Source organism: Mesorhizobium sp. M0571 (assembly GCF_040320985.1).
Taxonomy (GTDB): Bacteria; Pseudomonadota; Alphaproteobacteria; order Rhizobiales; family Rhizobiaceae; genus Mesorhizobium.
Map to the genome: position 1 here is coordinate 127,699 of NZ_JAMYQT010000014.1, position 12,296 is coordinate 139,994.

The 12,296-nt window shown below is 63.4% G+C and carries 11 protein-coding genes and 1 pseudogene; 6 read left to right on the plus strand and 6 right to left on the minus strand.

The features are described 5' to 3' along the window. Together NKI85_RS18285 and NKI85_RS18290 are read right to left on the minus strand one after the other, a co-directional pair. Entirely contained in the window at positions 1–291 is a 291-nt protein-coding gene (locus NKI85_RS18285) for an EF-hand domain-containing protein (RefSeq protein WP_352528576.1), read from the minus strand. A gap of 80 nt (positions 292–371) precedes the next feature. After that, a complete protein-coding gene (locus tag NKI85_RS18290; protein WP_502896081.1) occupies positions 372–605 on the minus strand; it encodes a hypothetical protein in 234 nt (77 codons plus the stop codon). Between the two features lie 865 nt (positions 606–1,470). On the opposite strand from NKI85_RS18290, the gene NKI85_RS18295 reads away from it, so the two are divergent. The 3 genes from NKI85_RS18295 (at position 1,471) to NKI85_RS18305 (ending at position 3,486) form a co-directional block, all read left to right on the plus strand. Next, the gene (locus NKI85_RS18295; protein WP_352777300.1) at positions 1,471–2,442 is read left to right on the plus strand and encodes an ABC transporter substrate-binding protein; all 972 of its coding nucleotides are present in this window, start codon (positions 1,471–1,473) and stop codon (positions 2,440–2,442) included. Next, a complete protein-coding gene (locus NKI85_RS18300) occupies positions 2,439–3,131 on the plus strand; it encodes a L,D-transpeptidase (RefSeq protein WP_502896080.1) in 693 nt (230 codons plus the stop codon). The genes NKI85_RS18295 and NKI85_RS18300 overlap by 4 nt, the downstream gene beginning before the upstream one ends. A 136-nt stretch (positions 3,132–3,267) precedes the next feature. Continuing rightward, positions 3,268–3,486 (plus strand): hypothetical protein, encoded by a 219-nt coding sequence (locus NKI85_RS18305; protein ID WP_352777304.1) that lies wholly within the window; start codon positions 3,268–3,270, stop codon positions 3,484–3,486. Between the two features lie 68 nt (positions 3,487–3,554). On the opposite strand, the gene NKI85_RS18310 is transcribed toward NKI85_RS18305, so the two are convergent. Next, positions 3,555–5,606, minus strand: coding sequence for a transcriptional regulator (locus NKI85_RS18310; protein ID WP_352777307.1), 2,052 nt, complete (start codon positions 5,604–5,606; stop codon positions 3,555–3,557). Between the two features lie 223 nt (positions 5,607–5,829). On the opposite strand from NKI85_RS18310, the gene NKI85_RS18315 reads away from it, so the two are divergent. Together NKI85_RS18315 and NKI85_RS18320 are read left to right on the plus strand one after the other, a co-directional pair. Further along, complete coding sequence (locus tag NKI85_RS18315) at positions 5,830–6,915, plus strand: PLP-dependent cysteine synthase family protein (RefSeq protein WP_352777309.1); 1,086 nt, start codon at positions 5,830–5,832, stop codon at positions 6,913–6,915. A gap of 25 nt (positions 6,916–6,940) precedes the next feature. Next, complete coding sequence (locus NKI85_RS18320; RefSeq protein WP_352777311.1) at positions 6,941–8,428, plus strand: pyridoxal phosphate-dependent decarboxylase family protein; 1,488 nt, start codon at positions 6,941–6,943, stop codon at positions 8,426–8,428. A 118-nt stretch (positions 8,429–8,546) separates the two neighbouring features. On the opposite strand, the gene NKI85_RS18325 is transcribed toward NKI85_RS18320, so the two are convergent. Next, positions 8,547–10,187: an ABC transporter substrate-binding protein gene (locus tag NKI85_RS18325; RefSeq protein ID WP_352777313.1), complete on the minus strand. Its 1,641-nt coding sequence runs from the start codon at positions 10,185–10,187 to the stop codon at positions 8,547–8,549. A gap of 248 nt (positions 10,188–10,435) precedes the next feature. Between NKI85_RS18325 and NKI85_RS18330 the strand changes: the two are divergent. Next, positions 10,436–10,618, plus strand: a pseudogene (locus tag NKI85_RS18330) (hypothetical protein); the annotation flags it as partial. 5 nt (positions 10,619–10,623) lie between these two features. Here the strand turns inward: NKI85_RS18330 and NKI85_RS18335 are convergent. Both NKI85_RS18335 and NKI85_RS18340 read right to left on the minus strand, forming a co-directional pair. Beyond that, the gene (locus tag NKI85_RS18335) at positions 10,624–11,601 is read right to left on the minus strand and encodes an alpha/beta hydrolase (protein WP_352777316.1); all 978 of its coding nucleotides are present in this window, start codon (positions 11,599–11,601) and stop codon (positions 10,624–10,626) included. A gap of 16 nt (positions 11,602–11,617) precedes the next feature. After that, on the minus strand, positions 11,618–12,295 hold the full coding sequence (locus NKI85_RS18340; RefSeq protein ID WP_352530004.1) for an isochorismatase family protein: 678 nt from the start codon (positions 12,293–12,295) through the stop codon (positions 11,618–11,620). Between the last annotated feature and the right edge of the window lies 1 nt (position 12,296).

Below are 12,296 nucleotides of genomic sequence, written 5' to 3' on the forward strand. Positions count from 1 at the left end.
CTATTGCAGACGCCCGTCTCCGCTCTTGTCGGCAGCCGCGAAGTCCTTCATGACCCGGTTCATGAATTCCTCCCGGCTGATACGGCCGTCCCCGTTCGCATCGGCCGCCGCAAACTGATCGGCGTTCAGGACGTCGGCAGTCTCGGCCTGGCTGAGAGAGCCTTCATTGTCGGCGTCCAGCTTTTCGAAGGCCTTGGTCATGAAGGCCTGATACTCCTGCCGGTTCACCGCGCCGTTGTTATTGGTATCGATCTGGTCTTGCTGCCCCTGGTACATGGACTGCTGTGCCATGGCCGCGCCGGTGCAAAGCAGGAGCAAGGAAGCTGTCGTCGCGATTATGGATTTCATTGTCTTGTCCCTTTCTTCTCGCCTCAGCGGCAGGCAAGACGATTGCCAAGGTAGCCACCACCGCCGATACCGACAGCTTCGGCCAGGACGCGGCCGCGGCCACCGCCGATCGCGCTGCCGACAAGACCGCCCACGATCGCACCACCGACCGTACCGGCGATGCAGCCGAACTCGCTGTTGCGCGCCTGGACTTCCGGGTTGGATGACGACTGGCACGCCGTAAGCGCGAAAGTGCCTGCGAGCACGATTGCCAAGATTGATTTTCTCGTGGCTCTTTCCTGATCTGATTGCGGGTTGGCGCCAATCCGAGCAAGACAGAGCTTCGCTGGCCATCGAATGAGCCAGGCTGTGGCCCATGCATTCGACGACTTAGCCGCCGGCTGTCGTAAATCTCTTGCGTCGAGGGGAACTACGTCGAGGGAAACGTTCCCCGCAGGGGCCGCATTGGCGAATGTCAATTTTCCTCTCCATGCCTAGCGCCCCGTCCGCCCAAGCATGCCCACGATCCGCTGACGCGGCTGTGTTGCTAAAAAGTGGCATCCGACGTCAGCCTATGGCAAGGAAAAAGTACAATATCGCTGGATTGAATTTTGCAAATGCTTAATAATTCGGAACCAGTGCCGGTTATTTTAGCAGATACTGAAATTGAATCGACAGCAAGATCCTAGCATGCAACCTCAGTTTTATTCTCTGGTCACGCGTTGTTGCAAGTAACATGTCAAATTGTTATGAATTTACGCCGGCTACCAAAAAGACGCGACGAAAACTGCTTCTTATATGATGGCATGAATCTTGATCTAGTGTCTTATTTTTTCGAACCCAACCAACCCGTTGCGCAGGCCGAAAGAAATGCCGCTCACTCATTCGAGTTGTTCAACACTGCGGCGTGCCGCAAAGAGGTGCAGTTGGGGGCGCGGCGACCGCGTCGTGAGCATCTTCCCAGTCGGATTGTCATCGAGTAGCGTGCAGGGCGGCACGTGACGGCGCTCTCTTTGGCGAATGCACTGCGGCACCTTCAGCAGTTGCCCGTCAGAAGATGGGACTGGTGTCACAACCCGGTGCTCGCCGTGACAGATTGTTTCCGTCCCGGTTCATTTCAGCACCGAAGCGAGGGGGAAGAAAATGCACAACCGATTTCGGCGGTGCCTGCGGAAAATGTCGCTGGCGGCATTGATGATGCTGGCGGTAAACATCCCGGTCCACGCGGCTGATCTCGTCATTGCAATGCCGAACTGGCCGTCGGGCCAGGCAACGGCAAACATCCTCAAGGTCAGCCTGAAGGAAAATTTCGGGCTCGATGCCGATGTGCGCGAGATGGGGACGCTTATTGCCTTTGCCGGTCTCAATTCGGGTGAGGTGGATATTCATCCCGAAATCTGGCTGCCCAACCTGGACAATCTGGTGAAGAAGTATGTGGACGGTGCCGGCACGGTGGCCATCAGCCCCATCGGTGTGCCGGCATGGCAAGGCATATGCGCTACGCGTGAGGCAGCCGACAAATTTGGAATTCACGACGTTTCGGACCTCAGCGATACGAAGAAAACCGCCGCGTTGGATACTGATGGCGACGGACGTGGCGAACTCTGGATAGGCGCTGAGGGTTGGTCCTCAACCGCTATCGAGCGCATCCGCGCCAACAGCTATGGTTATGCCAAGACAATGACATTGCTGGAGACGCCCGAGGATGTCGGAATGGCGGCTGTCGATGCCGCGGTTGCCACGGATCACCCGATGGTGTTTGCCTGCTACGCGCCGCACTACGTCTTTGAGCTGCACGACATTGTCCGCCTTACGGAGCCGCCCTTCGACCCGGCAAAGTGGAAGATCGTGCTGCCGTCCGAAGACCCGCTCTGGGTTTCGAAGTCCAGCGCGCCGGTATCGTGGGATACGGCGCGTTTCCATATCGCCTACGCCACCTCGCTGCGCAAAAAATATCCGAAGGTGGTGGCGTTCCTGGAACGGGTCGACCTGAAGCCCGAGGAAATCACCAAGATGAGTTATGCGCTCCAGGTAGAGCGTCAGGATCCTTACGAATACGCCAAACAATGGGTTGCCGCACAAGGCGCCCGGGTGCACGGGTGGGCAAATCCATGAACCGAAAGCTGATGATCGCGGGACGCGCCACTTTCCAGCGGAGCTCCCTTACAACAATTGTCGCGGTAGCGTTCGGTCTTGTCGCGGTGGCGGCGCTGGCTGCGGGAACACAGGTTTTCGATCCGAAAACCCACAAATGGGTGGACTACGACCGCACCAAGGCGCGCAAATACTATGCCGCGCATAATGAAGTGCCCGAGGCGTTCCGCCCGCAGATGGTCAAGTTCCGCACCGCGGAAGTGCCAGGCACGATCATCATCGATGGCAACCAGCACTTTCTCTATCTTGTGCAGCCGGATCAGCGGGCGATGCGCTACGGCATCGGCGTGGGCCGGGAAGGATTTGGATGGGCCGGCATCGTGCGCGTCGGCCGCATGGCGGAATGGCCGACCTGGACGCCACCGGCCGAAATGGTCGCTCGTGATCCGAAGGCGGTGAAATACGCCGGAGGCATGAAGGGAGGGCCCGACAACCCGCTCGGCGCGAGGGCGCTCTACCTCTATGAGCGCGACCAGGACACGATCTACCGGATACACGGCACCCCGGAGCCCTGGACGATCGGGCTCGACGTGTCATCGGGGTGCATCCGTATGAGGAACGACGACATCACCGATCTCGCATCCCGCGTCAAGGTCGGGGCCAAGGTCATCGTTCTCATGCAAGGGGCAGCCCTCTACAAGGGTGTGTGAAGCGGCGTTCGGAGAGGGCCAAGCAATGTCGGCAAAACGTGCAGTGAGAACTTCGATCCTGGTGACAGCAATTGGATTCCTGGCTGAAGCCCTGAGCGCGTGCGTCAGCGCGCCGCCGCCGCCTCCTCAGGACCAGATGTCCAGGACCAAGGTCGAAACGGCCCCGGCGGACCTTCAGCTTCTTTGCGCCAATGCGGTCGCCAAGGCGAGCGGCGTCGACAGCACGAAGATACTTCCGGTTTCATCGAGCAAGCTCGATTCCAAAACCTATCAGGTCGAACTCGATGCCAGCGGCAAGAAGACAAGCTGCCTCGTGGATGACGACGGCAACGTCAAATCGGTTGAGCCCGTCTGATCCGCTCTGGTCGATGAGCGGCCAGCCGCGATGAACGGTTTAGAACGCCCGACTAACCGCGCCTTGCCTCACCCCAGCCCGATCCGCCTGGCGCCTTGCCGGAACAGGGCCTCGGCGTCCGGCTCGAAGCGGAAGGTGCCGATGAAATCATCGGCGCAGTAGTTCGGCAGCGTCTTGCGCAGCGCGGCGGCGAAACTTCGCGCCTCGTTCAGCCGCCCCGCCAGCGCAAGGCAATGCGCGGCAATCGCCAGGATGATGGCATGAGCGTTGGGACGGGCGGCTGCTTTCAGCGCCCATTCGGCGGCCTCGTCGAACTGGCCGAGCCGGACATGCGCCATCGCCCTCGAGCCCATCATGCCAAACAGCAGCGGATCAAACGGGCTCAGATGCCTGGAGTGGTCGGAGGCGTCGATCGCGGCCTCCGGGTCGCCCGACTGGCACTGCACGAAAGACAGCGCATAGTGGCCAAGCGCAAAATTCGGGCTGAGGTCGACGGCGCGTTCCAGCTCGATGAGGGAGCCGTCCTGCTCGCCGCGCAGCCACAGCGCCCGCCCCATGGCCCAGTGCGCGGCCGGATTGTGATCGTCGACGAGTAGGCTCTGGCCGGCGGCCTCGAAGGCCATGGCGCTTTCCTGATCGCGGTCCCCCCAGCGCTGGAAGGCGTTCTGCCAATGGGTGAAGGAGAGGCCGGCATAGGCGCGGGCGAAGGTTGGGTCGAGCTTCAGGGCCATGTCGAAGAAATGCCGGGCCTGCTCGTTTTCCGCGCGGGTGAAGCGATACATGTGCCACAGGCCGCGATGGTAGGCTTCCCAGGCATTCAGCGAATTCGGCGCCTTCAGCATGGCGCGGTTGCGCTCGACCGTTTCGATCTCGGCCGAGATCGACGAGACGATGCTGTTGCCGATATCATCAAGCACGGCAAAGATGTCGTCCGGCTTGCGCTCGAACGTCTCGGCCCAGACGATCCTGGCCGTGCGTACTTCGATCAGCTCGACCGCGACGGTGACGCGGCCCGCCTGGCTGCGCACCGTGCCGGTGGCGACATAGTCGACCTTGAGCCGCCGGCCGGCATCCTCCGGCGCGATGTTTTTCTCCGCTAGCGCAAACACCGAGCCGCGCGCGATGACGAAGAAATCCCTGAGCTTGGCCAGGCGGGTGATGATGTCGTGGGTCAGGCCATCGGCGATTCCTCCGCGCGGGCCGCCCAGAGGACCGGTGGGAACGCCGCCGATTCCGGCCTGTTCGACAAACGGCATCACCGCGAGCGAAGCCTTGCGCGACGTCGCGGCATTCGGATCGGCAAGCACGATAGCCGCCTGGGATCCCGAGCGCGGGACGGCTGACTGTGCCCATGAGGACTGGCCCTGCTGGCAGCGGATTGCCCGCCATGCGTCGCGAACGGATGCGAAATCCAGGTCTTCGGACCCGAAGTGCCGTGCGGCGGCCGCAACATGCTCCTCGGCCGCGCCGAACTGGCCGCGCTGCGCGAGCCTGGCCAGCAGAGCCAGATGCGCACGGCCGTCGAACGGGGCGAGCTCCAGCCATTTTTCGAGATGCGAGGACGCATCATCGGAATCGCTGGGGAGACGCTCGACAAGTTGCTCGAGCACTGCAGCGTGGCATGAGCTGAAGCGGCGGCGCTGAGCGGTCAACCAGCTGTTGAAATGCGGGCTGCGGTCGATCTCCAGCCCGTCGAGGAAATCGCCGGCGAACAGCCGGGAAAGCGCCAGCAGGCGTTCGAGCTCGAGCGTCTCTATTCCCTTCGTCGCGGCCGAGGCAATCTCCACGGCATCCACGGATACACCGTTCAGGTCGAGCGCGACCGTGTCACCTTGCGCCCCAATCCTGGGGCGATCGGGTTCGTCGAGAACGCCTCGAACCTTGCTGAGGCACCAGCGAAGCTCGCCGCGCGGGTCGTTCGGCACATCCCACAAAAGCTCGCAGAGCCGGCTGCGGCCGACAGGATGCGGCGCCAGCGCCAGATAGGCGAACAGCGCGCGCAGCTTGCGCGACTTCGGAAGCGCGACGGAGGTGCCGTTGCGGATAATCGTAAGCGGGCCAAGCAGGCGCACGGAAAAGCCGACCACCCCGCCGTCGAGGCTCGATCGGGCAGATTCCACGTGCGTTTCCACGCCTGCTCCCACGCTGGCCAGTCGGCCTTTGTTTTATCACCAAACGCGACACGGTGCATCCGGCAGCGAATTTCCGCGCCGGATGCTGGCATTGCCACATTGCCTGCGAGGCAACCGTAGCGCGGCAAGGTCTCAAAACCTCGCCGCCCAAGCCACCGGTCTGTAACCGGCCCGTGACGACAAAAGACAACGACAAAGCGAGGAGATCGACATGTTGCATCAACAGAAAATCAGAACCACCGCCGGGCGCGGCCGCCTGTTCGACAGCATTCTCGACACGGTCGGCGATACGCCAGTGATCCGGATCAACAATCTCGGACCGGACCACGCCACGATCTATGTGAAGGCCGAGTTCTTCAATCCTGCCGCCTCGGTGAAGGACCGGCTAGCGCTCAACATCATCGAGGAGGGCGAGCGCAGCGGCGCCTTGAAGCCGGGGCAGACGGTCGTCGAGGCGACCAGCGGCAACACCGGTATCGGCCTGGCCATGGTCTGCGCCCAGAAGGGCTATCCGCTGGTGGTGACGATGGCCGACAGCTTCTCCATCGAACGCCGCAAGCTGATGCGCATGTTAGGGGCCAAGGTGGTGCTGACGCCGCGCGCCCAGAAGGGTTTTGGCATGTACAAGAAGGCCGTGGAACTGGCCGAAGCCAACGGCTGGTTCCTTGCTCGTCAGTTCGAGACCAGGGCCAATGCCGCCATTCATGAAGCGACGACGGCGCGCGAGATCATCAACGATTTCGCCGGGTCGCGGCTCGACTGCTTCGTCACCGGCTATGGCACGGGCGGCACCGTCGTCGGCGTCGGGCGCGTGCTGCGGCAGGAGCGTCCGGAGACCCGGATCGTGCTCGCCGAACCGGCCAACGCGCAGCTGATCGGCAGCGGCAAGCCACAGCAGCGCGGCGCCGGCGGCGCGCCTGCCGCCAGCCATCCGGCCTTCGAACCGCACCCGATCCAGGGCTGGACGCCCGACTTCATTCCGGACGTGCTGCAGGAGGCGATCGACGCCAGCCTCTATGACGAGGTGGTGCCGATTGCCGGGCCGGAGGGCATGAAATGGGCCAAGGCGCTGGCGCAGAAGGAAGGGATTTTCACCGGCATCTCCGGCGGAGCGACCTTTGCCGTGGCGCGGCAGATCGCGGAAAAGGCTGCACCCGGCTCGGTGATCCTGTGCATGCTGCCCGACACCGGCGAGCGCTATATGACGACGCCGCTGTTCGACGGCATCGAAGCCGAGATGGACGCCGAGGAGACCGCGCTTTCGCAGTCGACGCCCGGCTGCCAGTTTCCGGCATGACGGCGGCACATCGGGAGCGGCCTGCATGGACACGAAGCCTGGATTGGCCGTCACGGCCCCCGAGGAAACGCTTGACCCCTCGAACTGGGCCGACGTGCAGGTCCTGTCGGATCGGATCGTCGACGATGCCGTCGCTTACCTGCGCGATGTCAGAGAGCGTCCCGTGTGGCAGGAGATGCCGGTTGAGGTGACGACGTTCTTCACGGCACCGCTGCCGCGTTCGCCGGCGCCGCTGGCCGAAATCTATGGCGACGTCACCAGGAACTTGATGCCCTACCCGATGGGCAACGTCCATCCGCGCTTCTGGTCCTGGTATATGGGCTCGAGTAATTTCACCGGCGCGCTCGGCGATTTCCTGGCGGCGATCCAGGGCTCCAACCTCGGCGGCGGCAACCATGCCGCCGCGCTGGTGGACAATCAGGTCGTCGACTGGTGCAAGGAGATGATGGGATTCCCCGCCGCGGCCAGCGGCACGCTGGTCAGCGGTGGCTCGATGGCCAACATCATCGGCCTGACCGTGGCGCGCAACGCCAAGGCAGGCATCGATGTGCGCGAGCACGGCGTTGCCGGCATCGACAAGCCGCTGCGCTTCTACGGCTCCGACCAGCTCCACTCTTGCCATCGCAAGGCAATGGAGGCCCTCGGCCTCGGCAACCGGGCACTGCGCCGCATCCCGAGCGATGCCGGGCTGCGCATCGACATCGCTGCGTTGCGGGCGGCGATTGCCGAGGATCGCGAGGCCGGCTTCAAGCCCGCCTGCGTGATCGGTACGGCCGGCACGGTGAACACCGGCGCGATCGACGATCTGCAAGCGCTGGCAGACTTGGCGACAAAAGAGGACCTCTGGTTCCATGTCGACGGCTGCATCGGCGCCCTGCTCGCCATTGCACCGGAGAACTCGCATCGTGTCGCCGGCATAGAACGAGCCGCCTCTATCGCGCTCGATCCGCACAAATGGCTGCATGCGCCGTTCGAGGTCGGCTGCGCGCTGATCAGGGATGCCTCCGCGCATCGCAGCACGTTCGCGGTGACGCCGGAATATCTGGAATCGACGCCGCGCGGCCTCGCCTCCGGCCATTGGCTGCACGATTTCGGCTTGCAGACGACGCGCGGATTTCGGGCGCTGAAGGTGTGGATGGCGCTGAGAGAGCACGGCATCGAGAAGTTCGGCCGGCTGATCGACCAGAACATCGCGCAGGGACATTATCTCGGCGCGCTGATCGAGGCCGAACCGGCGCTTGAACTGGCGGCGCCAGCGAACGTCAACATCGTTTGTTTTCGCTATCGCGCGGACGGGCTGGACGGCGGGCGCCTGAAGGCGCTCAACACCGAGATCATGCTGAGACTGCAGGAAGAAGGCATCGCCGCCATTTCCGACACGACGGTGCATGGCCAACATTGCCTCAGGGTGGCGATCAACAATCATCGTACCCGGCGCGACGATCTGGACCTGCTGGTCCGGGAAACGGTGCGCCTCGGGCAGGAGATTTCAAGGGCGGGCACCGCCGGCTGATCCGCGTGGCGCGAAGATCGACAACGCTCTGGCAGGACAGGCGATGTTCTTGCCATTCCGGGGTTAGGCTTCACGCGGCCCTCCCTTCTCCCCTTGTGGGAGAAGGAAAGACCCGCGATCACGCCTCGAGCCAGACCTTCTCGAAATGCTGCTCGAGCGACTGGTGCTGCTCGCAGCCATGCACGCCCTTGCGGTAGGTGCGGTAGACCGAGCGCCAATAGGGTTGGATGATGATGCCGGAATCGCGCAGATTCTGCTCGATCTTCGCCATGATCTCCTTGCGGGCGCCGGCATCGGGCATTGCCAGCGCCTTGTCGAGCAGGCTGTCGAATTCCGGATTGGCATAGGCGCTCTCGTTCCAGGCGGCACCTGATTTATAGGCGAGCGCCAGCACCTGCACGCCGAGCGGCCGGCCGAGCCATTCGGTGCAGGAGAAAGGATATTTGCTCCAGTCGTTCCAGAAGGTGGCGGCCGGCAGCACGGTGCGCTTGATCTTCAGCCCAGCCTCGCGCATCTGCGCTGCGATTGCGTCGCCGGTGCTCTTTTGCCAGTCGACGTCGACCGAAATGAGCTCGTATTCGTGATCGGCCTTGCCGGCCTCGGCGAGCAGGGCCTTGGCTTGATCGATGTTGCGCACGGCTGGGCCGATATCGGCATATTCGGGATGCATCGGCCCGACATGATGGTTCTCGGCCGGCTTGCCGCGGTTGTCCATGCCGATCTTCAGCACAGCGGCGTTGTCGACGGCGAGCTGGGCGGCGCGGCGCACCTTGATGTCGTCATAGGGCGGATTGGCGACATTGAAACGCGCGACGATCGTCGAGCCGGTGGCGATCTCGGAATTGCTCAGGCCCATGGAGTCGGTCTGCGAAACCGTATCAGAGGCGGTTTCGTGGTCGGTGTCGATCTCGCCCGATTCAAAGGCAGACAGCATGGCGTTGGGATCGGAACCGTAGTCGACCCATTTGATGCCGTCGAGGTAGAAGTCGCCCTTCCACCATGGCTTGTCCTTGCGGCGGACTTCGGCGCCGACCTCGGCGTCCCACGCGACGAGTTCGCATGGTCCGGTGGTGATCGCCAATGCCTTCAGCGGATCGCCATCGCCTTCATAGCTGCGATGCATGATCAGCGCCGGATAGTCGGCCATGCCGGCAATCAGCGAAATGTCGGGCTTGGGCAGGTTGAGCCGCACGGTGAAGTCGTCGACGCGCTCGATGCCGCCGTCGACGGCCTTCTTGGTATCGGCGTTGACCAGCGTGCCCATGCGCGCGGCGACCGAATTGCCGGCGACGGACGCATCGCACCAGCGCGTCAGATTGTGAATGACATCGTCGGCGTTGAAGGTGTCGCCATTCGACCAGTTGACGCCTTTGCGGACATGCAGCGTCAGCACGCGGGCATCGTCGCTGGTCTCCCAGCTCTCGAGCAGCCATGGCTCGAAGGTGAAGTCGCGGTTCCAGCGCACCAGATATTCATTACACTGGCGGGCGACGTTGGACATCTCAACGCCGTCGAAGGTGCGCGGATCCTTCCAGCCCTTGACGTTCATGGCAACGCGCAAGACGCCGCCGCGCTTCGCCTCCTCGGCCCTGGCCGGTGACGGCGCAAGCCCGCCAAGTGCCAGCGCGCCAGCAGCGCTGACACCAAACGCGGCCATGGTGGCGAGATATTCGCGCCGATTCATCTGGCCCTTCTTGAAGCCGTCGGCGACGGGCGCGGCCTGCGGATGCAATTTCCGATCGGTCAGCATGAACTTCATCGTCGTTCCCTCTTTGTTGGGCGCCTCCGACCGACCGCGCCGCGGGGGTGGATGCGTTTCGCAGGGGCGCCTTACGTGAGGTGATGATAATGCTGGCCTGCGCGGGGAAGTGTTCGGGTTTCCGCAGTTGTTGTGCGCTGTTCCGCAGATCGGAGGATGGGAGATCTTATGCTTTCTGCACCGTGCAGAAGCCTTCGAGAAGCTAGCGGGACAGCGCCCCTCTCTGTCCTGCCGGACATCTCCCCCACATGGGGGAGATCGGACGTCATCACGGCTTTCGCCAATCTTCAACGTTGCAGCAGGAGTGCAGCGCCGAAGCTGCCAATCTCCCCCCTCGTGGGGGAGATGTCCGGCGGGACAGAGAGGGGCGCGAAGATCGCCGGCGTTTGAATCAACCTTGGTCCCCGTGGCCGGACCCACACAAAGCGGAACACCGTCACTCCGGCCACTTACCCCCACCCAGCGCGGCTATAGCCGCGATGATGCGCTCGAAGGCTTGGCCGGCGCGCGGCACGGTCTTGCGAGCGCGCAGGAAACTGTGCACGAGGCGCGGCTCCTCGCGCCACCATGCCTTGCCGCCGCCGGCGAGGATGCGGTCGCGATAGGCTTCGCCGTCCGATGACAGCGGATCGCATTGCGCGGTGACGATGACCGTCGGCGGCAGGCCGGAGAAGTCGGTATCGCTGAGCGGCGAAAAGGTCGGGTCGTCCAGAGACTGTCCCTTCCCTGACCGGATATGGCGATAGAATTCGATGTCCCGCAACGTCAGCAGCGGCGCTCCGGCGTGCTCGACATAGGAGCCGGCGCTCTCGTCTCCGCCCAGCTCGGGATAGATCAGCACCTGGCCGATCGCGCGGCGGGGATTACTGCGTGTTGCCTGCGCCACCGCGGCGGCAAGGTTGCCGCCGGCGCTTTCGCCGCAGAGCACAATCGGCAGGCCGATCGGCGCCGCCGCCCATTCGAACACCGCCAGCGCATCCTCGAAGGCCGCCGGATGCAGATGTTCGGGCGCCAGCCTGTAGTCGGCGGACAGAACCGCAAAACTGGTGCCGGCGCAGATCTCGGCGCAGATGTCGTCATGGCTGTCGAGCCCGCCAAGCACGAAACCGCCGCCGTGGTAGTAGACGACCATCGCCTGAGGTTCCGTGCCCGCCAACTGGTAGCGCCGGACCGGGATCGCATGATCGGCTGCTGCGACGGTTTTGTCGTTCGCCTTGACGCCGGCCGGATAGGGCTCGCGGAACGCCCGGCACATGGCGTCATAGATCGCCCGCTGCCTGTGGATCGGCATGAAAGCGATTTCGGGCGGATACCACTCGTTGACCCGGTCGATATAGGCCCACAGCTCAGGCTCAAGCAGCGTCTGGTATTTTCCGCGCTCTGCTGTTTCGGGCTGGTCGGCCTCAGTGATCATCGCTGCGCGGTCCCGCTCAGAGCTCGGCGTACAGCCGGGCAGCGTTTTCATAGCTGAAGCGCAGCGGCACCGAGCCCTCGACCTGCCAGGCGTCGACTGTCTCGCCTGCCAGCAGCCGGCAGGCGCCGTCGGTAGTGGTGACGGCGCCGCCATAGAGCCGGTTGGCAAGGTTGAGGATGGCCGTCTGGTGCATCGCTGTGCTGCCGCTGCCGCAGGCATCCTTGACCAGCAGCACACGAAAGCCCGACGCCACTGCATCTTTGACGGTGGCATCGATGCAGGCCTCGGTCCAGACGCCGGCAACGACCAGCCATTCGATGCCCTGGGCCTTCAGCCGCTCGGCGGCGGGCCCTGCACCAAAGGCGCTGGCCTGCGTCTTGACCAGCATCGTCTCGCCGGCTGCAGGCGCCACTTCCGGACAGATAGCCGTCAGCGGATCGTCCTTGTCGGAAAAGGCCGACTTGCCGTCCGCTTCGACCGGATGGAACGGCCGCGCAGTGGCGAGATCGACGATATAGGCCCAGTGATACAAGGGCACGTGATTGGCCCGGGCCGCTGCTTGCAGCCGCTGGACATTGGCGAGGATGTCGCCATAGCCTTCGACCAGATAGCGGTTGTCCCGCCGATGCTCCTCCTGGAGATCGATGAACACCGCCGCCACTGTGCCGCGCTTGATCGAGATCGGGCTTTTCATT

Coding starts and splice junctions, on each gene's coding strand:
- NKI85_RS18325 (WP_352777313.1), bottom strand. CDS start 10,187: ATGAAGTTCATGCTGACCGATCGGAAATTGCATCCGCAGGCCGCGCCC.
- NKI85_RS18335 (WP_352777316.1), bottom strand. CDS start 11,601: ATGATCACTGAGGCCGACCAGCCCGAAACAGCAGAGCGCGGAAAATAC.
- NKI85_RS18285 (WP_352528576.1), bottom strand. CDS start 291: ATGGCACAGCAGTCCATGTACCAGGGGCAGCAAGACCAGATCGATACC.
- NKI85_RS18320 (WP_352777311.1), top strand. CDS start 6,941: ATGGACACGAAGCCTGGATTGGCCGTCACGGCCCCCGAGGAAACGCTT.
- NKI85_RS18315 (WP_352777309.1), top strand. CDS start 5,830: ATGTTGCATCAACAGAAAATCAGAACCACCGCCGGGCGCGGCCGCCTG.
- NKI85_RS18295 (WP_352777300.1), top strand. CDS start 1,471: ATGCACAACCGATTTCGGCGGTGCCTGCGGAAAATGTCGCTGGCGGCA.
- NKI85_RS18305 (WP_352777304.1), top strand. CDS start 3,268: ATGTCCAGGACCAAGGTCGAAACGGCCCCGGCGGACCTTCAGCTTCTT.
- NKI85_RS18340 (WP_352530004.1), bottom strand. CDS start 12,295: ATGAAAAGCCCGATCTCGATCAAGCGCGGCACAGTGGCGGCGGTGTTC.
- NKI85_RS18300 (WP_502896080.1), top strand. CDS start 2,439: ATGAACCGAAAGCTGATGATCGCGGGACGCGCCACTTTCCAGCGGAGC.